Origin of the sequence: Streptomyces sp. NPDC014861 (assembly GCF_043081625.1) — a bacterium.
Taxonomy (GTDB): domain Bacteria; phylum Actinomycetota; class Actinomycetes; order Streptomycetales; family Streptomycetaceae; genus Streptomyces.
In genome coordinates, this window is the sequence record NZ_JBIBWV010000008.1 from 81,312 (window position 1) to 103,529 (window position 22,218).

Annotated in this window: 21 protein-coding genes; 9 read left to right on the forward strand and 12 right to left on the reverse strand. The window is 72.5% G+C overall.

What is annotated here, in order from left to right:
- Positions 1-123: 123 nt before the first annotated feature.
- Complete coding sequence (locus ACF1BN_RS18530) at positions 124-489, forward strand: hypothetical protein (protein WP_392332668.1); 366 nt, start codon at positions 124-126, stop codon at positions 487-489.
- Here ACF1BN_RS18530 and ACF1BN_RS18535 read toward each other — a convergent pair.
- On the reverse strand, positions 473-718 hold the full coding sequence (locus ACF1BN_RS18535; protein WP_392332669.1) for a DUF397 domain-containing protein: 246 nt from the start codon (positions 716-718) through the stop codon (positions 473-475). The genes ACF1BN_RS18530 and ACF1BN_RS18535 overlap by 17 nt on opposite strands.
- Complete coding sequence (locus ACF1BN_RS18540; RefSeq protein WP_392332670.1) at positions 715-1,518, reverse strand: Scr1 family TA system antitoxin-like transcriptional regulator; 804 nt, start codon at positions 1,516-1,518, stop codon at positions 715-717. The genes ACF1BN_RS18535 and ACF1BN_RS18540 overlap by 4 nt, the downstream gene beginning before the upstream one ends.
- Positions 1,519-1,667: 149 nt before the next feature.
- Between ACF1BN_RS18540 and ACF1BN_RS18545 the strand changes: the two genes are divergently transcribed.
- Entirely contained in the window at positions 1,668-2,099 is a 432-nt protein-coding gene (locus tag ACF1BN_RS18545) for an ATP-binding protein (RefSeq protein WP_392332671.1), read from the forward strand.
- On the opposite strand, the gene ACF1BN_RS18550 is transcribed toward ACF1BN_RS18545, so the two are convergent.
- The 7 genes from ACF1BN_RS18550 to ACF1BN_RS18580 form a co-directional block, all read right to left on the reverse strand.
- Positions 2,093-3,301 carry an FG-GAP-like repeat-containing protein gene (locus ACF1BN_RS18550; RefSeq protein ID WP_392332672.1) on the reverse strand — a complete coding sequence of 403 codons (1,209 nt, stop codon included), beginning with the start codon at positions 3,299-3,301 and terminating at the stop codon, positions 2,093-2,095. The two genes, ACF1BN_RS18545 and ACF1BN_RS18550, sit on opposite strands and share 7 nt — an antisense overlap.
- A 27-nt stretch (positions 3,302-3,328) precedes the next feature.
- Positions 3,329-5,623 (reverse strand): VCBS repeat-containing protein, encoded by a 2,295-nt coding sequence (locus ACF1BN_RS18555; RefSeq protein WP_392332673.1) that lies wholly within the window; start codon positions 5,621-5,623, stop codon positions 3,329-3,331.
- Positions 5,624-5,681: 58 nt separating this feature from the next.
- Positions 5,682-7,934, reverse strand: a complete 2,253-nt coding sequence (locus ACF1BN_RS18560) for an FG-GAP repeat domain-containing protein (RefSeq protein WP_392332674.1) — start codon at positions 7,932-7,934, stop codon at positions 5,682-5,684.
- A gap of 73 nt (positions 7,935-8,007) precedes the next feature.
- The gene (locus tag ACF1BN_RS18565) at positions 8,008-10,278 is read right to left on the reverse strand and encodes an FG-GAP repeat domain-containing protein (RefSeq protein ID WP_392332675.1); all 2,271 of its coding nucleotides are present in this window, start codon (positions 10,276-10,278) and stop codon (positions 8,008-8,010) included.
- Positions 10,279-10,439: 161 nt separating this feature from the next.
- Complete coding sequence (locus tag ACF1BN_RS18570) at positions 10,440-12,668, reverse strand: FG-GAP-like repeat-containing protein (protein ID WP_392332676.1); 2,229 nt, start codon at positions 12,666-12,668, stop codon at positions 10,440-10,442.
- Positions 12,669-12,848: 180 nt separating this feature from the next.
- Positions 12,849-13,364 (reverse strand): DUF664 domain-containing protein, encoded by a 516-nt coding sequence (locus tag ACF1BN_RS18575; protein ID WP_392332677.1) that lies wholly within the window; start codon positions 13,362-13,364, stop codon positions 12,849-12,851.
- Positions 13,364-13,774, reverse strand: coding sequence for a DUF1992 domain-containing protein (locus ACF1BN_RS18580; RefSeq protein ID WP_392332678.1), 411 nt, complete (start codon positions 13,772-13,774; stop codon positions 13,364-13,366). The genes ACF1BN_RS18575 and ACF1BN_RS18580 overlap by 1 nt, the downstream gene beginning before the upstream one ends.
- A 137-nt stretch (positions 13,775-13,911) precedes the next feature.
- On the opposite strand from ACF1BN_RS18580, the gene ACF1BN_RS18585 reads away from it, so the two are divergent.
- A complete protein-coding gene (locus ACF1BN_RS18585; RefSeq protein WP_392332679.1) occupies positions 13,912-14,772 on the forward strand; it encodes a M23 family metallopeptidase in 861 nt (286 codons plus the stop codon).
- A gap of 120 nt (positions 14,773-14,892) precedes the next feature.
- Here the strand turns inward: ACF1BN_RS18585 and ACF1BN_RS18590 are convergent, their stop codons facing one another.
- Complete coding sequence (locus ACF1BN_RS18590; RefSeq protein ID WP_391024199.1) at positions 14,893-15,096, reverse strand: cold shock domain-containing protein; 204 nt, start codon at positions 15,094-15,096, stop codon at positions 14,893-14,895.
- Positions 15,097-15,366: 270 nt separating this feature from the next.
- On the opposite strand from ACF1BN_RS18590, the gene ACF1BN_RS18595 reads away from it, so the two are divergent.
- The 3 genes from ACF1BN_RS18595 to ACF1BN_RS18605 all read left to right on the forward strand — a co-directional run bounded on the left by ACF1BN_RS18595 (position 15,367) and on the right by ACF1BN_RS18605 (position 18,310).
- Positions 15,367-16,233: a menaquinone biosynthetic enzyme MqnA/MqnD family protein gene (locus ACF1BN_RS18595; protein WP_392332680.1), complete on the forward strand. Its 867-nt coding sequence runs from the start codon at positions 15,367-15,369 to the stop codon at positions 16,231-16,233.
- A gap of 231 nt (positions 16,234-16,464) precedes the next feature.
- Positions 16,465-17,664, forward strand: a complete 1,200-nt coding sequence (gene mqnC / locus ACF1BN_RS18600; RefSeq protein WP_392332681.1) for a cyclic dehypoxanthinyl futalosine synthase — start codon at positions 16,465-16,467, stop codon at positions 17,662-17,664.
- A 7-nt stretch (positions 17,665-17,671) separates the two neighbouring features.
- On the forward strand, positions 17,672-18,310 hold the full coding sequence (locus ACF1BN_RS18605) for a hypothetical protein (RefSeq protein ID WP_392332682.1): 639 nt from the start codon (positions 17,672-17,674) through the stop codon (positions 18,308-18,310).
- On the opposite strand, the gene ACF1BN_RS18610 is transcribed toward ACF1BN_RS18605, so the two are convergent.
- Both ACF1BN_RS18610 and ACF1BN_RS18615 read right to left on the reverse strand, forming a co-directional pair.
- Positions 18,295-19,035, reverse strand: coding sequence for a hypothetical protein (locus ACF1BN_RS18610; RefSeq protein WP_392332683.1), 741 nt, complete (start codon positions 19,033-19,035; stop codon positions 18,295-18,297). The genes ACF1BN_RS18605 and ACF1BN_RS18610 overlap by 16 nt on opposite strands.
- 8 nt (positions 19,036-19,043) lie before the next feature.
- Positions 19,044-19,607 carry a SigE family RNA polymerase sigma factor gene (locus ACF1BN_RS18615; protein WP_392332684.1) on the reverse strand — a complete coding sequence of 188 codons (564 nt, stop codon included), beginning with the start codon at positions 19,605-19,607 and terminating at the stop codon, positions 19,044-19,046.
- Between the two features lie 116 nt (positions 19,608-19,723).
- Between ACF1BN_RS18615 and ACF1BN_RS18620 the strand changes: the two genes are divergently transcribed.
- From ACF1BN_RS18620 to ACF1BN_RS18630, 3 genes are all read left to right on the forward strand, one after another.
- Positions 19,724-20,419: a demethylmenaquinone methyltransferase gene (locus tag ACF1BN_RS18620; RefSeq protein WP_392332685.1), complete on the forward strand. Its 696-nt coding sequence runs from the start codon at positions 19,724-19,726 to the stop codon at positions 20,417-20,419.
- A gap of 255 nt (positions 20,420-20,674) precedes the next feature.
- Positions 20,675-20,800 (forward strand): hypothetical protein, encoded by a 126-nt coding sequence (locus ACF1BN_RS18625; RefSeq protein ID WP_392332686.1) that lies wholly within the window; start codon positions 20,675-20,677, stop codon positions 20,798-20,800.
- Positions 20,801-20,882: 82 nt separating this feature from the next.
- Positions 20,883-22,169 carry a geranylgeranyl reductase family protein gene (locus ACF1BN_RS18630; protein ID WP_392332687.1) on the forward strand — a complete coding sequence of 429 codons (1,287 nt, stop codon included), beginning with the start codon at positions 20,883-20,885 and terminating at the stop codon, positions 22,167-22,169.
- Positions 22,170-22,218: the final 49 nt, after the last annotated feature.

Here is a 22,218-nt window from a genome sequence, read left to right on the forward strand (position 1 = left end):
CGATCGGCATCTGAATCGGCGTCAAGCCCTTGTTACGCGGCTGTGGTTGAAGTGGCCGGAAGGGTGCGTCGGCGTACGGCCGGAGTTCTTCCCTCCGCCACCGGCGGCCCCGACCCTGGACCCATGCGACCCGCCCCCGGCGACATCGTCTACGCCTACCGCAAGCCGAAGCCGCCCTCCCGCCGCCGCTTCAGCCTCCGCCTCGGCCTCCAGCACCCCGTGCTGCGCCTCGACCCGATGTCCGTCACGGACGAGCACGGGAACGACTGGATCGAAGTCCTCCCGGTCCCGCACGGAGCCCTCGACACCCGCCTCGACCCGGACGCGGTCGTCCTGATCCCGGTCGTGGACGTGGTCAGCCACAAGGAGACGCTGCCGGCGGAACTGCTGGACGTCGTCCTGGACGTCATGGAAGACGGAGAGCCCCCCTGGCCGACGCTCAGGGAGGCTCTGCGGAGGGGCCAGAACGGCTCTACGCCTGCGAGGTGACCGCCACGAAGGCCGCCCACGCCGCCGGGGCGACGGCGAGCTGGGGGCCGTGGGGGACCTTGGAGTCACGGACGTGGACGGTGGTGGGGTGAGCGGCGACCTCGACGCAGTTGCCGCCTTCGGGGCCGCTGTAGCTGGATTTGAGCCATGCGTAGGCGACCTCGATGCACTCGCCGCCCGAGCCTCCGCTGTAGCTGCTCTTGAACCAGGCCAGATCTGCGGTACTCATACCTCTCCCAGCAATTGCTTCAGGTGCTCCAGGGACTCCAGGGGCGTGAGTGCCTGTGCGCGCATGATTCCATACCGCTCAGCGTAGGTGCGCGCCTCTTCTGGGTCGGTGAACAGGCGGGCTGTACCGTAGCTTTCGGCGTATGCGACCTCCCGTTTCCCCTTGAGGGTGAGCAGGGTGAACTGGCCCTCCAGGGCAGGGTGATCAGTCCGCTCGTTAGGCATGATCTGGAGATGGACGTTCCGGAGGCCGGACACTTCCGCGATGTGGCGGATCTGCTCCCGGAATGCCTCCCGGCCTCCCATGGGCCGATGCAGCACGCTTTCTTCGATGACGAAACTGATGGTCGGCGCCGGTCGCCTCTCCAAAAGCACCTGGCGTGCGAGCCGGTCGTTGAGCCGCTTCTCGATCTCGTCCTCTTCGTAGAGCGGGCGATGGTGCCGAAAGACGGCCTCCGCGTACGCGTGTGTCTGCAGAATGCCCGGAACGACCTGAGGGGCGTAGTAGTGGAGGGCGACCGCGACCGATTCCGCAGCCGCGAAACTGCGGAACCAGTCCGGATGCCGCACCCGCGCCCGCGCGATCGCCCGCTCCGTGTCCTCCACCGCCGCCGCCAGCACACCTCCCGCCCGCAACACGTCCTCCGCCCGCAGCAGGAACTCCGGCTGCGGCGTCCGTACCCCCCTCTCCATCGCGGAGACGAGGTCCTCGCTGCAATGCGTGTCCGCCGCGAGCTGTGCCTGACTGAGGCCCGCGTTCTGCCGCAGCACCTTCAGGATCTTCCCCAGCGCCTTGAACAAGTGCGCCGTACCGTCCACTTCGGAGGGCCGCTCCGGCCGCTCCTCGTGCTTCCCCGATCCGTACCGCCCTCTTGGCGTACCCGTACAGTTACCCAGCGTCGTGGCGTCGCTGCTGGTCAGCGTAGGGCGCGAGGGCCAGTCTCGATGTCATGAAGCCGGAAATCACCACCCCAAGAAGTGAGTGCGCGCCGGAGTTCGCGCTCCGTCTGAGTCCCACGCCCCGGGGCGCGCGGCTGGCCCGCCTCCTCGCGGCGCACCAGCTGCGGGAGTGGGGGGTCACGGGCGCGGCGGCGGAGGCGGCGGAGCTGGTGGTGGCGGAGCTGGCGAACAACGGGGTCCAGCACGGGCGGGTGCCCGGCCGTGACTTCGAGCTCCGCATCGGGCGTGCCGGTGACCACGTCACGATCGAACTCTCCGACGCGCGGGCCGAGCGCCGTCCCTTACCGACCCCGGAACCCGACGAGGGTGGCTACGGACTCCTCCTCGTAGCCACCCTCGCCACGACCTGGGGCGTCAAGCCCCGTCAGGTCGGCAAGACGGTCTGGGCGACCGTCCCGCTGGCCTCGGCCGTGCCTCAGTAGTAGGTGCCCTGCGGCAGGTAGTGGTCGAGCATGTCGTTGCGTGCGGCCAGGGGCTTCTTCCAGTCGCCGGTGCCTCGGTAGAGGGCCGGGCCGTTCCCGTCGACCGCCATGAGGTCACCGCGGCCGTCGCGGTTCTGGTCGCCGACGCCGATGATCTGGGTGAAGCCCTGCCAGCCGCCGCCGATGCGGGTGCGGGCGGCGAAGGTGCCGTCGCCCTTGCCGAGGTAGAGCCACAGGTCGCCGGCCCGGTCGCGGGCGACGAGGTCGCCGGCGGGGGCGCCGGCGAGGTTGCCGACGGCGGCGATCTTGTCGTAGGTGTTCCAGCCGCCGCCGAGGCGGGTGCGCGTGCCGAAGGGGGCGGTGGCGTTCCCGGTGCCCTTGTAGAGCCACAGGACGCCGGTCTTGTCGGTGGCGAGCAGGTCGGTGCGGCCGTCGCCGGTGAGGTCGGCGGCGGAGGTGAGCTGGTCGTAGGTGTTCCACCCTCCACCGACCTTGACCCGGTGGTCCAGCTTCTTGCCGTTGCCCTGGTGGAGCCAGAGCACGCCGGTGCGGTCGCGGGTCAGGATGTCGGCGTGGGCCGCGCCGCCGACGTTCCCGGTGGGGACGATCCGGTCGTACACGTTCCAGCCGGTGCCCAGGTAGGTCCTCGGGTTGTAGAGGGCGGTCCAGGCGGTGGAGGCGCCGATGACGGTGTTCCCCGTGAACGTGCCGTCAGGGGAGAGGGCCAGGACGTCGGGGAGGCCGTTGTCGTCGAAGTCGTGCGGGACGGCGGCGCGCTGGACACGGAAGGAACCGGACTCGTCGAGGACCGGGCCGGTGCCGGTGCCCGGCTTGGCGGTCAGCCGCCAGGTCCAGGCGCCGTTGTAGGCGGGCACGCGGTCGACGACCTCGCCGTTCCACATCAGCTCCGCCAAGCCGTTGTCGGAGTAGAGCGTGAACGTGACGGTCTGTCCGGTCGCCCCGTGGGTGAGGGTGACGATCGGGGTGACGGTGGGGTCGGCGAGGGTCCAGGACAGGAGTACCGGGTTCTGCTTGTCGAAGTCCACGACGGCGGGGACGTCGCTGCCCAGCAGCGCCACCGCGGTGGCCCGGCCGGTGCTCTCGCTCGGTCCGGCCGCGACCGCCGGGGCGGTCAGGGCTCCGGCGGTGACGGAGAGCGCCACGGCGACGGCCGCGGCGAGGCGGCGCGGGGTGAGTTTCAAGGGATGCTCCAGGAGAAGGGGAGGTGGTCAGTAGACGTCTGCGGGGGTGGCGTACGGCGGCGGGGTGAGCGCGCCGGCGTCCTGGGGGTAGGTGAAGGGCTTGCGCCAGTCGCCGGTGCCGCCGTACAGCCGCCAGGAACCGCCGGCGTACATGGCGGCCAGATCGCCGACGCCGTCGCGCGGGAACGCGTCGCCGATGCCGAGCAGGACGGAGATGCCGTTCCAGCCGGGGCCGATCCGGGTGCGGGGGGCGAAGGTGCCGTCGCCCTTGCCGAGGTACTGCCAGAGGACGCCGGTCCTGTCCCGGGCGAGGAGATCGCCGTGGGCGGCGCCGCCGAGGTTCCCGGGGACGATGAGCTTGTTGTAGACGCCCCAGCCGCCGCCGATCTTCTTGCGGGGGGCGAAGGGCTTGGTGGCGTTGCCGGTGCCGGGGTAGAGCCAGAGGACGCCGGCCTTGTCGGTGGCGAGCAGGTCGTTGCGGCCGTCGCCGGTCAGGTCGGGGCCGGCCGCCAGCTGGTCGTAGCCCTGCCAGCCGCCGCCGACGCGGACGCGGGGCGCGAGACCCTTGCCGTTGCCCTGGTGGAGCCAGAGGACACCGGTCCTGTCCCGGCCGAGGAGGTCGCCGTGGCGGGCTCCGCCGAGGTCGCCGGTGGCCGTGATCCGATCGTAGGCGTTCCACCCGGTGCCGAGCGGGGTCGGCGCCAGGGACGGAGGGTCGGTCTCCCGCCACGGGGACGTGAGGTGCTGGCGGCCCTCGTAGAGGGCCAGGCGGCCCTGGGCGTCGCGGACGAGGAGGTCGGGGCTGCCGTTGTCGTCGAAGTCGTGCGGGCGGACCGCGCGGGTGACGGTGAAGGAGCCGGTGCGGACGAGGTCCGGGCCGATGCCGTTGGCGGGCTTCGCCGTCATCGTCCACGTGTAGGCGCCGTTGAAGGCCGGGTACTTGCCGTCGAAGGAGCCGTTCCAGGTGAAGGTGAACGGCTGGGCGCTCGTCCGGGGCGCCAGGGCCGGTGAGGTCCACGAGCGGCCCGACGCGGTGTGCCTGACGACGAGACGTGCCTCGGCGTTGTGCCGGTTCAACGTCCAGGAGGGCTTCAGCGTGCCGCCGGCGCGGTCGAGGTCCACCGTCCCGGCCGGCGCCTTCTCCGTGGCGACGGCGAGGGCGGTCGGGGCACCGGTGGCCGCCACGAGCGTGACGACGGGCTCGGCGTCGGCGGTGGCTCCGGGGGCGATCCGGTACACGCCCTCGTCACGGTCGAGGGTGCCGCCGGAGGCGAGGAGGGAACCGTCCGGGGAGGAGGCCAGGGCGGAGGCGTGGGCGAGGAGCCGTACGGTCCTGCCGGTCGTCAGCGAACGGGCTGTCACCTGGTGCAGAGGGTCGGTGCGCGGGGCGGTGCCGCCGCCGAGCGCGGCGTACACGGCCCAGTCCCCGACGATCCGCACGGTCAGCGCGGCCTTCGTCTCCGGGGACGAGGGGACCGTCAGGTCGGTGCGGGAGATCCGGGCTTCGCCCCTCCGCGCCGTGCCCAGGACCGTGCGGTACGGGAGTTCCTCCGGCTCCAGCCAGGCCAGGTGGGTCGCCGAGACGGCGGCGGACAGTGAGGTGCCCCGGCCGTAGACGTGGTCGTACGTCTCCAGCACCGACGCCGACGCCAGGTCGACGACGGACAGCCGCTGGCTCCAGACGCCACCCGTGTTGCCGTAGTGGCGGACGAGGACGGTGCCGGGACCGCCGCTCTCCACCCCGACGAGCTCGTCGGCCGGGAGGCCCGGCACGGCCCGGTCGAGGATCCGGCCCTCCGCGTCCTTGCCGACGACGTGGACCTCGCGCCCGGCGTCCGAGGTCGCGAACGTGTGGGTGACGAGGAAGGTGCCCTGGTGGAGGAGGACGGCGGGGGTGCCGGTGAGGGACGTCGTCTGGTAGCCGATGACCTCCTTCCCGGTGCCGCCTTCCGACAGGTCGAGGTAGGTGTGCCTCGCGCCGTCGACCCGCACGACGATGTCGGTGCCCTGGTTCCCCGCGTACCGCCCCGCCGGGAGCCGCACCTGGGTGCCGTCCCCGCGCACCCAGGTGTGGACGGTGACCGGCCCCTCCTGGTGCGACGTGAGGAATCCGGTCGGGCCCGCGGACAGGACGGTCGTGCCGGACGGCAGGGAGAACGGCGTCCCCGGCTGCGGGGCGTCGGCCGCCGGGGCGGCGGGCACCTCCGCGGCGGCGGCAGGGGGGACGAGGCCAGGCGCGGTCACGGCGGTGGACAGGGCGAGGACGGTGGCGACGGCGGCGGCGACGAGCCGTCCCCGGGGGGTGAGTCCCTGGGGGATCACGAGCGGGTCTCTTTCCGAGAGGGGGCCAGAGGGGCGGGGAGGACGGGGCGGCCGACGGTCAGTAGACGTCGCCGCTCCAGCCCTCGTAGCGGGGGACGGTCGTCTGGGCGCCGGCGAACGGGGCCTTCCACTGGCCCGTGCCGCGGTAGACGGACAGCCTGGGGTAGTTGCCGGTGGGCTCCTGGTGCGCGACGAGGTCGTTCCGGCCGTCGCCGTCGACGTCGCCGGCACCGACGAGGGCCTTGAAGGGCCCCCAGCCGGCGCCGACCTTCGTCCGGGGCGCGAAGGTGCCGTCGCCCTTCCCGAGGTAGAGCCAGAGGACACCCGCCCTGTCCCGGGCGACGAGGTCTCCCGCCGGGCCTCCGGCCAGGTTCCCGGTGGCCGTGAGCTGGTTGTACGCGCCCCAGCCGGAGCCGATCCTCTTGCGCGGTGCGAAGGGCTTGGCGGCGTTGCCTGTGCCGGGGTAGAGCCAGAGGGCGCCGGCCTTGTCGGTGGCGAGGAGGTCGTCGCGTCCGTCGCCGGTCAGGTCGGAGCCGCCGGCCAGCCTGTCGTACGCCTGCCAGCCGCCGCCGATCCGCACCCGGGTGGCGAAGGGGTTCCCGGGAACGGCCCTGCCCTCGTAGAACCAGAGGACACCGGTCCTGTCCCGGGCGACGATGTCGCCGTTCCTGGTGCCGCCGAGGTTTCCGGTGGACGCGATCCTGTCGTATGTGTTCCAGCCGTCCCCGACCCGCGTCTCGCGCACGTCCTGCCACGGGCCGAGCACGCGGGCCTGACCCACGTCGAACATGCTCAGCGAGCCTCCGGAGCGGACGAGCAGGTCCGGCGATCCGTTGCCGTCGAAGTCGTGCGGGCGCGGAGCGCGCGTGAGGGTGAAGGAGCCCTTGCGCTCGACGGCGGGGCCGATGGCGTTGGCGGGGGTCGAGGTCATCTTCCAGGTGTAGGCGCCGTTGTACGCCGGAAGACCGTCGCCGAACCGCCCGTACCAGGGGAACAGGGCGTTCGCCGAGTTGTCGACACCGGACACGTCGACGCTCGTCCCGGTGGCGGTGTGCGTGAGCGTCAGCTTCGTCAGCACGTTGTGCCGGCTGAACCTCCAGAAGGACCTCACCTCCCCGCCCGAGCGGTCGAAGTCGATGGTGCCGGAGAGCGGGCGCTCCTCCAGGAGGGTCAGCGCGGTGGGAGTGCCGAAGCCGCGCACGAGGACGGCGGCGAGTCTGCCGGTCGTCGGGTCCGGAGCGATCCGGTACAGGCCCTCGCCCTTCGCGAGCGTCCCGCCGAGCACCAGCAGGTTCCCGTCCGCGTCGTACGCACTGGACGACATGTGGTCCATGAGCGGGTACGGCGCGCCGCCGGCCAGGGGACGGGCGGTGAGCGTGTGCAGGGAGTCGGGGTAGGAGCTCGTGCCGCCGTCGGCCCGGGCGTACACGGCCCAGTCGCCGACGGTCCGGAGCACGAGGTCACCCTGCGCGTCGGGGTTGCTCTTCAGGGCCACCCGCTGCACGTCCTGTGTGCCCCGCACCACGGTGGCCAGAGCGGGGGCGTCGTCCCCCTCCAGCAACGCCAGCCGGTCCCCGGCCAGGGACACGGAGACGACCTCGCCGGCCGAGGCGTTCCCATCGAACGCGTACGTCTCCGAGAGCGCGCCGGTCGCCATGTCGACGACGGAGAGGTGCCGGGAGTGGGTGCCCGTGCTGCGCGAGTACTCGACGACGAGCCGACCGGGGCCGGCGTCGAAGGTGGGGTCGTAGTCCGTCCAGGAGCCGTCCGGGAGCTCGATGGGGCGGTCGACGACCCGGCCGTCCTCGACGGAGACCAGGTGGTCCTTCGTTCTCCCGTCCGTCCTCCGTGCCACGACCAGGGTGGTGCCGACGACCCGCCGCACGCCCTCGAACGAGCCGGACGAGTCGAGGCCGGACGTGTCGATCACGACAGGCTCCCGCGCGCCGCTCATGTCCGTGAGCGTGTAGACCGCCCCGTTCCGGGAGGCGACGAGGTCCGTGCCGGGGCTTCCCCAATGAGGACCGGCGGGAAGCGTGGTGGTCACGCCGTCCGAGAGCCTGGTCCAGCGGTGGACGGTCTCCTCGCCCCAGCCGGTACGCGTCAGCATGCCGGTCCGGCCCGCGCTGACGAGCACCGAGTCGGCGGGCACGGTCAGCGGCGCGACCGCCTCCTCCGTCGCCTGCGCGGAGGCGGGCGGGGTGGCCGGCCCGGCCGCGAAGGCCGGGGAGGCCAGGCAGACGGGGGCCGCGAGCGCGACCGCCACGGCGGTGGCGAGCAGGCGCTGCGATGAAGTGCTGTGGTGCTTCACGGGGCGGGGTCTCTCCGGGGAACTGCGGGGCGGGTGGGCACTCGGCGGAGTGGGGACTCCGGGGGAGCGGGGTTCAGAAGAGGAGGTCGAAGCGGTGGAGGCTCGTGTCCACCTGGGTCGTCACGGCCTTCTCGAAGGGCGCGCGCCAGTCGCCGGTTCCCTTGTAGCGGAGGAGGACGGGGCGGCCGTCGCGGGCCCGGCTCGCGGCGACGAGGTCGGCGCGCCCGTCACGGCCGAAGTCGCCGACGGGGACGAGGTGCTCCATGCCGCCCCAGCCCGCGCCGATCCTCGTCCGGGGAGCGAAGGTGCCGTCGCCCCTGCCGAGGTAGAGCCAGAGGACACCGGCCCTGTCCCGGGCGAGGAGGTCCCCGTGGGTGGCCCCGCCGAGGTTCCCGGGGGCGGTGACGTTGTCGTACGCGCCCCAGCCGCCGCCGATCCGCTCGCGCGGTGCGAACGGCTTCGAGGCGGAGCCGGTGGCCTTGTACAGCCACAGGACACCCGACCTGTCGGTGGCGACGAGGTCGGGGCGACCGTCCCCGGTCAGGTCGGAACCGGCCGCGAGCTTGTCGTAGGCGTTCCAGCCGCCGCCGATCGCTGTGCGCTTGGCGAGCGCGGTGCCCTTGTTCGAGTAGAACCAGAGGACGCCGGACCGGTCGCGGGCGACGAGGTCGGAGTACGGGGTGGAGTCCAGGTTGCCGGTGGCCAGGATCCGGTCGTAGGCGTTCCAGCCGCCGCCCCGGTTGGTCCCGCCCCACCCGGCGCCCTCGTTGGGCCAGAAGAGGATCTGGCGCGTGTCGTACGAGAGCAGCTCGCCGTCGGTGCTCCGGGCGAGCACGTCGGGGAAGGCGCTGGCCGAGTAGTCGTGCTGGACGGGCTTGTTGGTGACCTCGAAGGTGCCGGTCCGCTTGAGCACCCCGCCGATGCCGTTCGTCGGCGTCGCCGTCATCGTCCAGGAGTAGGAGCCGGCGGGGGCGGATTCCTGGGAGCGGAGGAGGCCGTCCCAGTCGAGGACCGCGTGGCCGAAGCCGGGCGAGGAGGGGCGCGTCTCGTGCAGGACGACGCGCTGCTCACGGGGGTTGCCGCCCTGCCCCGAGTGGGTGATCCGGAGGTCGACCACGGCCCCGCTGCGCCCGAACCGCCAGGAGAAGCGGGCGGCGGAGCCGGCCGCGCTGAAGTCGGCGACGGACGGCACCGTCTCCTCGACCACGCCGAGCGCGGTCCGCAGACCGGTGGTCGCGATCTGCGTGGCGACGGGCTTGCCTCCGGTGCCCGGGGCGATCCGGTACACGCCCTCGCCCTTGGCCACCGTCCCGCCCTGTGCCAGCAGTTCGCCCGAGCCGCCGTAGGTCAGCTCCACGCTGTCCAGCAGGACGAAAGGCGTGCCCCCGCCCACGGGGACGGCGCGCAGCGCGTGGAGCGGGTTCGCGGTCTCGGCGGTGGCTCCGCCGGGGACGCCGTAGAGCACCCAGCCGCCCACCAGGGCGAGGGAGACCCCCTCGTCCTGCGCCGCCACCGTGTGCCGGATCGTGGCGGTCTGGCCCCGGCGGGCCGTCACCACGACGGACCGCCCGTCGGCGAGCCGCTCCACCCAGGCCACGTGCGTGGCGGAGACGGCGTAGCCGGAGCCGGTGTGCTGTGCCTGGACCGACCGGTCGTCGACGACCTTCCCCGCCGCGAGGTCCACGACGGCCAGGCGCTTCCCGGTGAGGCCGTTCACCGTCCCGGTGTAGGAGACGGCGAGGAGACCGTATGCGGCGGGGGAGGACGAGACGATCTTCGCGTCCGCCGGGAAGCCGGTGACCACGCGGTGCGCGGCCTGGGTCCCGGACGGGTCCTGCGGCTCGGACACGAGGTGCAGCGTGGTGCGGCCGGAGCCGTCCGTCGTCTGCATCACGAGCGTGCGGTCCGCCACCCAGGCGAGCGTCGCCGACGGGCCGAGGAACGCGGTGTCGATCGTGACGGGCGCGCCGCCCGCCGCCATGTCGTGCAGGTGGTACGAGGTGCCCTCCGGGCGCACGACGACGTCACCGCCCATCGACGCCCGGTAGAGGGTCGCGGAGGCGGGCAGCGGGGTCGTGGCGCCGTCCTTGTACCGGGTCCACCGGAAGATCGGTACCTCGTGTCCCTCGCCCACCCGGCTGAGGAACCCGGTCCGTCCCCAGCCGCGCAGCGCCGAAGCCGGGTCGAGGGTGACGGGGGTGGCCGGGAGGTCCACGGTGACGGCGGCCGGCGCGGCGGCGGGGAGCGAGGCGAGCGCGGGCGTCGCCAGGCCCCCCGCGCTCACGGCGAGGGCGACGGCGGCCGCGACGGTGAGGCGGCGGTGAGCGGGGGCGAGGTGCTTCAAGGGGGATTCTCCCGGCGTCCTGTGGTCGTGGCGTCGATGCGCCACGACCACAGGACTCCTGGGGGCCGTCCATGGTTGTACGACAGTTCGAGAATCGATCACCGTCTCGGCCGGTCGAGTTCAGTCCGGATCCGGCATGCGGGACAAGTCGAGCCGTGCCCTCACGCCACGCTGGTGAACTTGCTCCCCTCGCCCGCGTACAGCGTCGTGTTCCGGCGGCTGAACGGGGACGTCGTGGAGCCCGTGGAGGCGTACACGTACGTGCCGCCCGCGCCGTACGCGATCAGGTCCGGGCGGCCGTCGCCGTCCACGTCGCCGGCGCCGACGAGCCGGCTGAACGCGTTCCAGCCGCCGCCGACCTTCACGCGGGGCAGGAACTTGCCCTTGCCGTCGCCCTGGTAGAGCCAGAGGACACCGGTCGTGTCCCGGGCGACGAGGTCCCCGGCGGCCGTGCCGGCGACGTTCCCGACGGCGGCGAGCTCGTTGTGGACGCCCCAGCCGCCACCGACCCGCACCCGGGCGCCGAAGGGCTTGGCGAGGTCGCCGGTGCCCTTGTAGAACCACAGCACCCCGGCGCCGTCGGTGGCGACGAGGTCGGACCGCCCGTCCCCGTCGAGGTCGGACCCGCCGGTGAGCTGCTGGTAGACGCCCCAGCCGCCGCCGACCCGGACGCGGGTGCCGAAGGTGCCGTAGCCCTCGCCGGCGTACGACCAGAGCACGCCCGAGCCGTCGAGCGCGACGAGGTCGCCGATCTCGTTCCCGCCGATGTCCCCGACGGCCTCGATCTGCCGGTACGTGTTCCACCCGCCGCCGATCCGGGTGCGCTTCGCCGACTCCACCAGGCCGTTCACCGGCCGGTCCCGCAGGTCGTCGCGCCACAGCACACCGGCCGCGTCCCGGGCGAGGACGTCGGTGGAGCCGTTGTACGTGAAGTCGTGCGGGTTGGCGGTGCGCGAGACGCGCAGCTCCCAGCCCTGGTGGTCGGGCTCGCTGGTGCCGTCGATCCGGTGGGCCTCGGCCTCGATCGCGTACCTGCCGTTCGGCGCGTCGGTGCCGTCGTCGAGGGTGCCGTCCCACGTGAAGGAGAAGGCGGTGCCGCTCGCGGGGGCCTGGACGCGCGTGTGGAAGGTCTCCTCGGTGACGGTGTGGTGCAGCGTCACGTCGATGTAGGCGTCCCGGTGCGAGAGGTCCCAGGCGAGCGTCACCTCGCCGCCGGTCCGGTCGAGGTCCACCGAGTCGGGGATCCGGACCCCCAGGATCTGGAGGTCGGCGAGCTTGCCCTCCTCGGCGATCCTGGTGACGGCCGGCGTGCCGTCCGCCGCGAGCGCGACCCTGAAGAGGCCCCTGCCGTCGGCGGCGCGCGCACCGTGCAGGACGAGGCCGCCGTCCGCGGCGGTCGTCGCGGAGGAGACGGAGTCCAGCAGTGTGACGGTCCTGCCGCTGGTCAGGGAGAGGGCCGTGGCCGGGGCCCCGGGGCGGCCGTGGACCAGCCACTCGCCGGCGAGGGTGAAGTTCTGTTCGCCGGAGCGGTCGTCGAGCACGACCTGCTCGCCCTTGCCCGTGGCGCGGTCGGCGGTCTCGATGACGCCGCCGAGGCTCTCGTCCCACCGGAACCAGGCCAGGTGGGAGTCGGAGAGGTCCGGGCCCCTCCTGCCGTAGCTGAGGGTGGAGGCGGGGTAGGTCTCGGTCACGGTCGCGGTGACCGGGTCGATGACGGACCGGCTGTTGCTCCGCAGGCCGGACGACCCGTGCTCGTACCCGACGGCGAGGGAGCCCGAGCTGTCCCGGAAGGCGGAACCGGAGAAGAAGGCGGCGCCGTCGGGGAGGCCCGTGACCTTGCGGGTGGAGGTCGTGGTGCCGGCCTTGGTGACGAGGTGCAGCTCCCGCTCGCCGCCGGGCCGCTTCAGCTCCGCGAGCACGCTGTCGCGGCTCACCGCGGCCACGTAGGTGCCGTTCAGCGCGGTGAGGTCGAGGGTCACGTCCGGCGTGCCGGGGGCGGACATGTCCCGCAGGGTGAGCTTGCCGAAGCCGGCGGACCACCGGTTGTCGCCGAGGACGAGCAGGTCATCGGGTCCGAGGTCCCAACTGCTGCCCTCGGGGACCGCGATCCGGGTCGAGGGGCCGCCGTCGAACGGGGTCCAGATCAGGGTGTGGCCGCCGCCGTCGACGGCGGCGGAGGTGTGGAAGCCCGAGGCGCCGACGCCGGAGAGCCGCAGGCCCTCCGGGACGACGGGAAGCGCCTCGTCGGCCTGCTGAGAGGCCGTGACGGTACCCGAGGTGGCCGCGAAGGCGGCCGGCGCCGTGGCGAGCGTGCCCGCGCCGAGCGCGGTGACGGCCAGGACGGCCGTGACGGCCGAGGCGAGACGGGTGCCGGTGGAGCGGAACTGCACAGTGAACCCCCAGGGAAAGACCGGGCACGAGAAGTGCCGTGCCCGGTCAGACTCATGATCACCTCGGGGGGTTGTACGAGGGGGCGAGGTTTCGTGCGACCGGCGCGCCGGTCAACACCCCTGCCGCCCGCCGGGGTTACCCCGGGCCCCTCCGCTCCACCGCCCCCGCACGTACCCCGCTTACCCCGGGCCCCTCCGCTCCACCGCCCCCCGCACGTATCCCGCCTGCCCCGCGTGCTGGAGGTCCTCCGCGATCACCGACACCAGCCGGACGCCCAGCGTCACCGGCGGGTCCCAGGCGGGGTCGACGACCCGGTCCAGGTCCGCGTTCGTCACCGGTGCCAGCAGCGCGGCCGTCCGCTCGTGCACGGCGTCGTGGTAGCCGAGCAGCAGCTCCGCGGACGCGCGTACGGCCCCGACCTGGGCGGACGTGTGGCCGTAGCCGGTCGCGGCGGGCGGGAACGGCAGCCCGAAGCGGTCCCGCCAGCCGTCGGAGCGCCACAGCTGCTCCGTGTCGTAGGCGCCCGCCAGGTGGTCGTCCTGGACCCGGGTGAGGTGCCAGACGAGCCAGGCGATCGAGTTGGCGTCCGGATCGGTCCGGGCGGCGAGCTCCTCCTCGCCGAGGCCCGTCACGGCCTCGTGGACCGCCTCCCGGATCCGGCCGAAGGAGTCGAGCAGCAGGCCGGCACTGTTCATCACGCCCCCTTGGGGTCGCGCGCCTCCCGCCACCGGGCCAGCTCCGCGTCGACGTCGAAGGGCGTCAGGTTCAGCGGCGGACCGGCCGGCGGGCGGCGCAGGGCTTCCGCGATCTTGGTGTTGATCTCGCCGAGGATCCTCCGGACCTGGCTCTCCGAGGCGGCCTCCAGGACCGCCGCGGCCGCGTCCTCGGCCTCCTTGCGCAGCTGGAGGGCGGGCGGCAGCGCCGACATGCCCTCGCGGTGCATCTTCTGCTTGATCCACCACAGCTCGTCGTAGGGCGCGGCGTCGTTCGGCAGCGGCTTGCCGAAGCCCGCGAGCTTCCGGAAGTCGCCGCGCTCGGACGCCTCCCGGATCTGCTTGTCGACGAAGGACTCGAAGCTGACGCCCGGCGGTTTCCGTTCGGTCATGTGTCCAGCGTACGGAGCGGAGCCGGGTGGGCGGGGGGAGGCGGTCTACTGCCCCGCCCGGAATTCCGGCACCCTGTGGTCCGTCACAGCCCGGTCAACGCGCGTAAACCCTTGTCCCCTCTCGTATCGGAGGACCCATGCGTCACTCGCGTACGACTCGTTCCGCTGTCAGGATCCCCGCCCTCGGCGCCCTCCTCGCGCTTCTCGCGGGGCTGCTCACCGTCCTCGGCACCGCGGGCACCGCCCATGCCGCGCCGCTCTTCAAGGCCCCGTTCCCCTGCGGCCAGAAGTGGACCTACAGCCACCACTCCGCCGAGGTCCGCCAGGCCCTCGACTTCGTCCGCTCCGACGGCGGCGCCACGGCCGGCGCCCCGGTCCTGGCCTCGGCCGCCGGCACCGCCTACCGCTACGCGCAGCCGTCAGGCGCCGGGAACTACATCGTGGTCGACCACGGCGGCGGCTGGAAGACGTACTACTTCCACCTGAACGCCTACTCGGTGGCCCACGGCGCCGCCGTCTCCCAGGGACAGCGGATCGGCACCACCGGCTCCACCGGCAACAGCTCCGGCGCCCACATCCACTACGAGCAGCTGTACAACGGCGTCGGCCAGTCCATCGTGATCAACGGCGCCTCGCTCGCGCCCTACCCGGGCTCGTACGGCTCCAAGCACCTGACCAGCGACAACGGCTGCTCGGGCGGGGGCGGGGGGAAGTACTGGGTGGACACCTTCGCCCAGGCCACCGGCTACGCCTCCGCCGGCACCGCCGACCCCCAGGGCGTGCTGAACGCCGGCACGAACTACGTCTACTGCAAGGTGTGGGGCCAGGAGATCCGGGACGCCTCCGGCAACTACAACCACTGGTGGCTCCGCACCGACCTCGACACCGTCCACCCCGGGAAGAACGGCTACGGCGCCTACGTCTCCGCCTACTACCTGTCCCGCTGGGGCAACGACGAGGCGCGCGACAACAACGGCACCGTCATCCCGAACTGCTGAGCGGCGACCGCCGCGGAACGGCCCCGGAGACGGGCAGGAGCCCCGCTCGTACCGCACCTGCGGCACGGAGCGGGGCTCCTTGGGTACTGCTCTAGAAGATCACGATCGCCACTACGGCGTTCAGATCGCGGAAACGTTCTCCGCCTGCGGGCCCTTCGGACCCTGCGTGACGTCGAAGCTCACCTGCTGGTTCTCCTCAAGCGAACGGAAGCCGTTCGCGTTGATCGCGGAGTAGTGGACGAAGACATCCGGGCCGCCGCCTTCCTGGGCGATGAAGCCAAAGCCCTTTTCAGCGTTGAACCACTTGACGGTTCCGGTAGCCATGAGCCCTCCTATGGGCCAAAGGGTCGCCCTGCTCCAGAACCTGCAAACAAGTCTGAAAACTACAAAAGCCTGCGGGTTACATGCTCCGCAGGCTCTGTACTGCAAGGGAAACCAAACTGCAACTTGCGTAAAGCCTAGCACGCAGGCCGCCGCAGCGATAGAGGGAAAGATCACGTCACCCGCATGTTTGATCTCTTCCCCACGTGCTGACGCGCCGCGTCGAAGTCCCCCGGCGATGTCCACGGTACGAGACGGGTCTAACCTCGCGATGTGGACCATGCGAACGACGAGCACCAGCGCAGCCGGCCCCGGGTCGGGCACATCCAGTTCCTGAACTGCCTGCCCCTCTACTGGGGCCTCGCCAGGACCGGGACGCTCCTCGATCTGGAGCTGACCAAGGACACCCCCGAGAAGCTGAGCGAACGGCTCGTCCGGGGCGGTCTCGACATCGGCCCGATCACCCTCGTCGAGTACCTCCGCCACGCCGACCGGCTCGTCGCGCTCCCCGACATCGCCGTCGGCTGCGACGGCCCCGTCATGTCCTGCGTGATCGTCTCCCAGCGGCCCCTGGAGGAACTGGACGGCGCCCGCGTCGCGCTCGGCTCCACCTCCCGCACCTCGGTCCGCCTCGCCCAGCTGCTGCTCTCCGAGCGGTACGGGGTCGCGCCGGCGTACTACACCTGCCCGCCCGACCTGGGGCTGATGATGCAGGAGGCCGAGGCGGCCGTGCTGATCGGGGACGCCGCCCTGCGCGCCTCGCTGCACGACGCCCCCCGGCTCGGGCTCCAGGTCCACGACCTCGGCCTGATGTGGAAGGAATGGACGGGACTCCCCTTCGTCTTCGCCGTCTGGGCCGCCCGCAAGGACTATCTGGACCGCGAACCGGAGACCGTCCACGACGTCCACCGCGCCTTCCTCGCCTCCCGCGACCTCTCCCTCGACGAGGTCACCAAGGTCGCCGAACAGGCCGCCCGCTGGGAGGCATTCGACGCCGAGCTGTTGGAGCGCTACTTCCGCACGCTCGACTTCCGCTTCGGTCCCGAGCAACTCGCCGGAGTACGGGAGTTCGCCCGCCGCACCGGACCGACGACCGGATTTCCGGCGGACGTGAAGGTCGATCTGCTGCCGGCGGAATAGGGCGCGGCGACACCCCGCTATCGGGTCCCGCGAGCCATCACCGCACCCGGGCAATTCGTCCCCGCAATTCCCCTCCGGGCTCCCTGTCGCGTCTCCGCGTTCCCTTCACGGGATTCGTGCCACGAGACGTTCATAGGAAATTCACGCCGCCGCGGACCCCGCCCCGGTCCCGCACCCCTGCTGGCGTAGGCTGGTGCGGTCTGTCCGCAACCCTCCGAAAGGGACGAAACGGTGACCGAGAAGGCCGACCCGCAGTCCGTTCTCGACCGTGCCGCCGCGGGTGGCCGGATCACCCCCGAGGAGGCGCTCGACCTGTACCGCTCGGCGCCCCTGCACGCCCTCGGCGCCGCCGCCGACGCCGTGCGCCGACGCCGCTACGCCGGTACCGAGCACATCGCGACGTACATCATCGAGCGGAACATCAACTACACCAACGTCTGCGTGACGGCCTGCAAGTTCTGCGCCTTCTACGCCGCCCCCAAGGACACGAAGAAGGGCTGGACCCGGGACCTCGAAGACATCCTGCGCCGCTGCGCGGAGACCGTCGAGCTCGGCGGCACCCAGATCATGTTCCAGGGCGGCCACCACCCGGACTACGGCGTCGAGTACTACGAGAAGCACTTCGCCGCCATCAAGAAGGACTTCCCCCAGCTCGTCATCCACTCCCTCGGCGCCTCCGAGGTCGAGCACATGGCGCGCATCTCCGGAGTCTCCGTCGAGGAGGCCATCAGCCGCATCCACGCCGCCGGCCTCGACTCCTTCGCCGGAGCGGGAGCGGAGCTCCTCCCGGAGCGCCCCCGCAAGGCCATCGCGCCGCTCAAGGAGTCCGGCGAGCGCTGGCTGGAGATCATGGAGATCGCCCACAAGCTGGGCGTCGAGTCCACCTCCACCATGCTCATGGGCACCGGCGAGACCAACGCCGAGCGGATCGAGCACCTGCGGATGATCCGCGACACGCAGGACCGGACGGGCGGCTTCCGGGCCTTCATCCCGTACACGTACCAGCCCGAGAACAACCACCTCAAGGGCCGTACGCAGGCCACGCTCTTCGAGTACCTGCGCATGATCGCGATCGCCCGGCTCTTCCTGGACAACATCGCCCACATCCAGGGCTCCTGGCTGACCACCGGCAAGGAGGTCGGCCAGCTCTCCCTGCACTACGGCGCCGACGACCTCGGCTCGATCATGCTGGAGGAGAACGTCGTCTCCTCCGCCGGAGCCAAGCACCGCTCCAACCGCCTGGAGATCATCGACCTGATCCGCAAGGCCGACCGCGTCCCCGCCCAGCGCTCCACCACCTACGAGCACCTGGCCGTCCACGACGACCCGGCGAACGACCCGGTCGACGACCGCGTCGCCTCGCACATCTCCTCGGTGGCCATCGAGGGCGGCACCGCCCACCCCGAGCTGAAGCTCCTCGACGCGAACTGAGGCCCCGTTGCTGACCCTGCACGTCGCCGAGGCCTCGCCGGAGACCGCGGTCCTCGTCGACGGCGCCCGGATCGCCGCCGTCGGCCCGTACGAGGAGCTGGCGGAAGGGATCCCCCCAGCCCCCGGCCCCGCTCGGGCAGGGGGGACCCCCATGGCCCCCCGCCTCCGCCGCTGGCCCGGCATCCTCACGCCCGGACTGCTCAACCCGTACGCCCCCGAACTCCTGGAGCGGACCTACCACCCGGACCCGCGCGAGGCCGACGCCCACGGCACCGCGCCGATCACGGGGGAGCGCGCGGCCGAACTCTTCCGTGCCGACCCCGCCCGGCTCGGCGCCAGCGCGCGGCGCGGGGTCCAGCGGATGCTCGCGCACGGCACCGTCGCGGTCGCCGGCGAACTGCGCGCCCGGGCCGCCGCCGACGCGGTCCGCCGCGCCGGCCTCGCCGTCGGCCGCCGCCCCGACGTCCTCCCCGGCCCGCCGGCGCTCTCCCCGACCCCGCTCATCCTGCTCCCGCGCCTGACCCCCGGGGCCCCGGCCCGCTTCGCCGTCTTCGACGTCCCCGACACGGCGGCGCTGGTCCGCCGGGGCGCGTCGACGTGCGTGGCGACGGTCGTGGAGGGGCGGCTGGTCTACCGGTCGCGCTGAACGCCCCCGAGGTGCGAGCGGTCGGTGAACCGCACCGTCGTGACGACGAATTCGAGCGGCGGGTCGTCCGCCTCCATCGGGTGCGCGTCCGCCTCCTTCACGAGCTCCAGGAAGCGCGGGTCGTCGGCGACGTGGAACAGGTCGCCCGGTGACAGCGGCGCTCCCGTCCTCCCGTCGTACACGAGGAAGGTGACCTCGCTCCGGTGGTACATGTAGCCCACGTGCACCCGGCCGCCGAGCTCGCTGATCGGGCCGATCCTCAGCTTCCCCCCGTCCCTGCCGGTGGGCGGGGCCTGCGACGGCCTCCGCACCGACACGACCATGCGGAAGGTCTCGCCGCCCGCCTCGAACCGGTACTCGCTCACCCGGTCGCCCTCGGGCCGCACGCCGGTGACCTCCGCCGGAAGCCGCTCGTCCAGCAGCTCCGCCATCTTCCGCCGGTACTCCTCCCGGAACGCCCGCTCCTCCTCGGACAGCCCCTGCCCGCCGACGGTCGAGACGGCGGGCGCCGCCGCGCCCGGGCCGGCCCCCGGCAGCAGCGTGAGGCCCAGTGCCCCCGCCGTGACCACGGCGAAGGCGGCCGAGCCGACCGCGAGGCGGGAGCGGGCCCGGCGCCTGCGCCCCTCGCGCACCGCGAGCGGCGCGAGGTCGGGCAGCGGCGGCAGCCCGTCCGTCGTGCGGTCCAGGGCGTCGCGCAGCAGGACGGTGTCGTCGATGTCTTCCACGGTGGACCTCAGCTTCCTGTCAGGGAGAGCCCGGCGTCGGCCAGGCGTTCACGGAGTCGGGCGAGGGAACGCGAGCACTGGCTCTTGACGGTGGCCTCGCTGCACCGGAGGAGCGCCGCCACGGAGGCCACGCTCTGGTCGTCCCAGTAGCGCAGCACGACCATCGCCCGCGCCCTCGGCGGCAGCTCGGCCAGCGCGGCGAGCAGCGTCACGCGCAGGTCGGCGTGGTCGGCGGCGGGCTCCGGCACGGTGCCGCCGGTGCGGGTCAGCGCGAGCAGGTCCCGCAGCCGGCGCCGCCGCTCCGCCAGGAAGGTCCGCGTCAGGACCTTCTTGGCGTAGGCGTGCGGATGGTCGGCCGCGCCCGCCCGCCGCCAGTGCTGGTACAGCTTGGCCAGCGTGGTCTGCGTCAGGTCCCGCGCGCCCTCCGCGTCCCCGCAGAGCAGGTACGCCGTCCGGTACAGCCGCTGCTGCGCCGAGCGGGCGAACTCCTCGAAACCGGCCTCCGACCCCACGTCCACCGCCGCACCCCCTGCCGTCGCCGGTCCGGGTCTCACCTCGGTCGACACTGCCATCGCACTCCCGCTCTCCTCGCCGTCGTCTGCTGTGTTCGACCGTCCTTGAGCGCCCCCGGGCCCGAAAGGTTGAAGCGGTACGGGAAGAGATTCGGGCGGCTGCTTGAATGGGTCCCGTGACCCGAGCCAACCTGGACAAACAGCCGCACGAAGTCGCCTCCATGTTCGACGACGTGGCGGCCAACTACGACCTCACCAACGACGTGCTCTCGCTCGGCCAGGACCGCAGGTGGCGCAAGGAGGTCGCCAGGGCGGTCGACGCGCGCCCGGCGCAGAGGATCCTCGACCTCGCGGCCGGCACCGCCACGTCCTCGCAGCCCTTCGCGCGGGCGGGCGCGTACGTCGTCCCGTGCGACTTCTCGCTCGGCATGCTCCGGGTCGGGAAGCAGCGCCACCCGTGGATGCCGTTCACCGCGGGCGACGGCACGAGGCTGCCGTTCAGGGACGACGTCTTCGACGCGGTCACCATCTCCTTCGGCCTGCGCAACATCCAGGACACCGAGCAGGCGCTGCGCGAGCTGTACCGGGTCACGAAGCCCGGCGGCCGGGTCGTCATCTCCGAGTTCTCGCACCCGACGTGGGCGCCGTTCCGCACGGTGTACGAGGAGTACCTGATGCGCGCGCTGCCGCCGGTGGCCCGCGCGGTCTCCTCCAACCCCGACGCGTACGTCTACCTCGCCGAGTCCATCCAGTCCTGGCCGGACCAGCCCTCCCTGGCCGCCCTCCTCCAGAAGGCCGGCTGGTCCAGGGTCGCCTGGCGCAACCTGACCGGCGGCATCGTGGCCCTCCACCGGGGCTTCAAGGCGGAGTAGCGCGTCCCGGCGCGGGGTGAGTACGCCGCCGAGCACCCGCGCCGACGCGGCGCGGGCCGGCGGCCCCGGACGACCGGACCGTGAACCTCCGCCGCCCCTCCCTGCGGGCACCGGGCCGGCCGAGGGCCGGGTGGAGACCGGCGGCTGCTCCCACCGGGGCCTGCGCTCCCTCGCCCACATCGACGAGCGAGGCTCACCTCCGAGAACGTCTCCGGCCGAGGCTTCCGCTTCGAGGAACCCGGCACGGGAAGGACGGTGGGCGTCGACCGGTACGAGCCGACGGGCACGTACGCGGTGAACGCCCACGAGCCCCGCGGCCGGGTCCCCGACGGCTTCGACGCGTACGCCCGGCCGTCGGCGGGCTGGCACCCGGAGCGGTAGCGCCGCCCCTCCGCCCCGCTCCGCACCGCCCGCCCTAGACTTCCCTACGACCCCTCATCGCCGACCTTTCGGGAGATTCGCCGTGACCGAGAAGCCCCTCTCCGAGCACAGCGCTGATGTGATCGTCGTCGGGGCGGGCCCGGCAGGCTCCACCACCGCGTACTACCTGGCCAAGGCCGGGCTCGACGTGCTGCTCCTGGAGAAGACGGCGTTCCCGCGCGAGAAGGTCTGCGGCGACGGCCTCACCCCGCGCGCCACCAAGCAGCTCGTCTCCATGGGCATCGACATCTCCGAAGAGGCCGGCTGGCTGCGGAACAAGGGCCTGCGGATCATCGGCGGCGGCGTCCGGCTCCAGCTCGACTGGCCGGATCTCGCCTCGTACCCGGACTACGGCCTGGTCCGCAAGCGCGACGACTTCGACGAACTGCTGGCCCGGCAGGCGCAGAAGGCGGGTGCCCGGCTGTACGAGCGCTGCAACGTCGGCGCCCCGATCACCGACGCCCGCACCGGCCGGATCACCGGCGTCCAGGCCAAGCTCGGCGAGGAGAAGACCGAGGTCACCTTCCACGCCCCGCTGGTCGTCGCCGCCGACGGCAACTCCACCCGCCTCTCCCTCGCCATGGGCCTGCACCGGCGCGAGGACCGCCCGATGGGCGTCGCCGTCCGCACGTACTTCACGACCCCCCGGCACGACGACGACTACCTGGAGTCGTGGCTGGAGCTGTGGGACAAGCGCGGCGCCGAGGACCGTCTCCTGCCCGGCTACGGCTGGATCTTCGGCATGGGCGACGGGACCTCGAACGTCGGCCTCGGCATCCTCAACTCCTCCTCCGCCTTCCGCGAGCTGGACTGGCGCGAGGTGCTGAAGGCGTGGTGCGCCTCGATGCCGGAGGACTGGGGCTTCACCCCCGACAACATGACGACGCCGATCCGCGGCGCGGCCCTCCCCATGGCCTTCAACCGCCAGCCGCACTACACCAAGGGCCTGCTGCTCGTCGGCGACGCGGGCGGCCTGGTCAACCCCTTCAACGGCGAGGGCATCGCCTACGCCATGGAGTCCGGACAGATCGCCGCCGACGTCATCGTCCAGGCCCACGCCCGCGCCACTCCCGCCCAGCGCGAACTCGCCCTGCTCAACTACCCGCGGATCCTCAAGGACACCTACGGCGGCTACTACACGCTGGGCCGCGCCTTCGTGAAGCTCATCGGCAACCCGAAGGTCATGAAGATCGCGACCCAGCGCGGCCTGACCCACCCGGTCCTGATGAAGTTCACCCTCAAGATGCTGGCCAACCTCACCGACCCGACGGGCGGCGACGCGATGGACCGCATCATCAACGGCCTCTCGAAGGTCGCCCCCAAGGCCTGACGCCCCGGGAACCCCGAAGGGCCGTCGCTCCCCCGAGGAGTGACGGCCC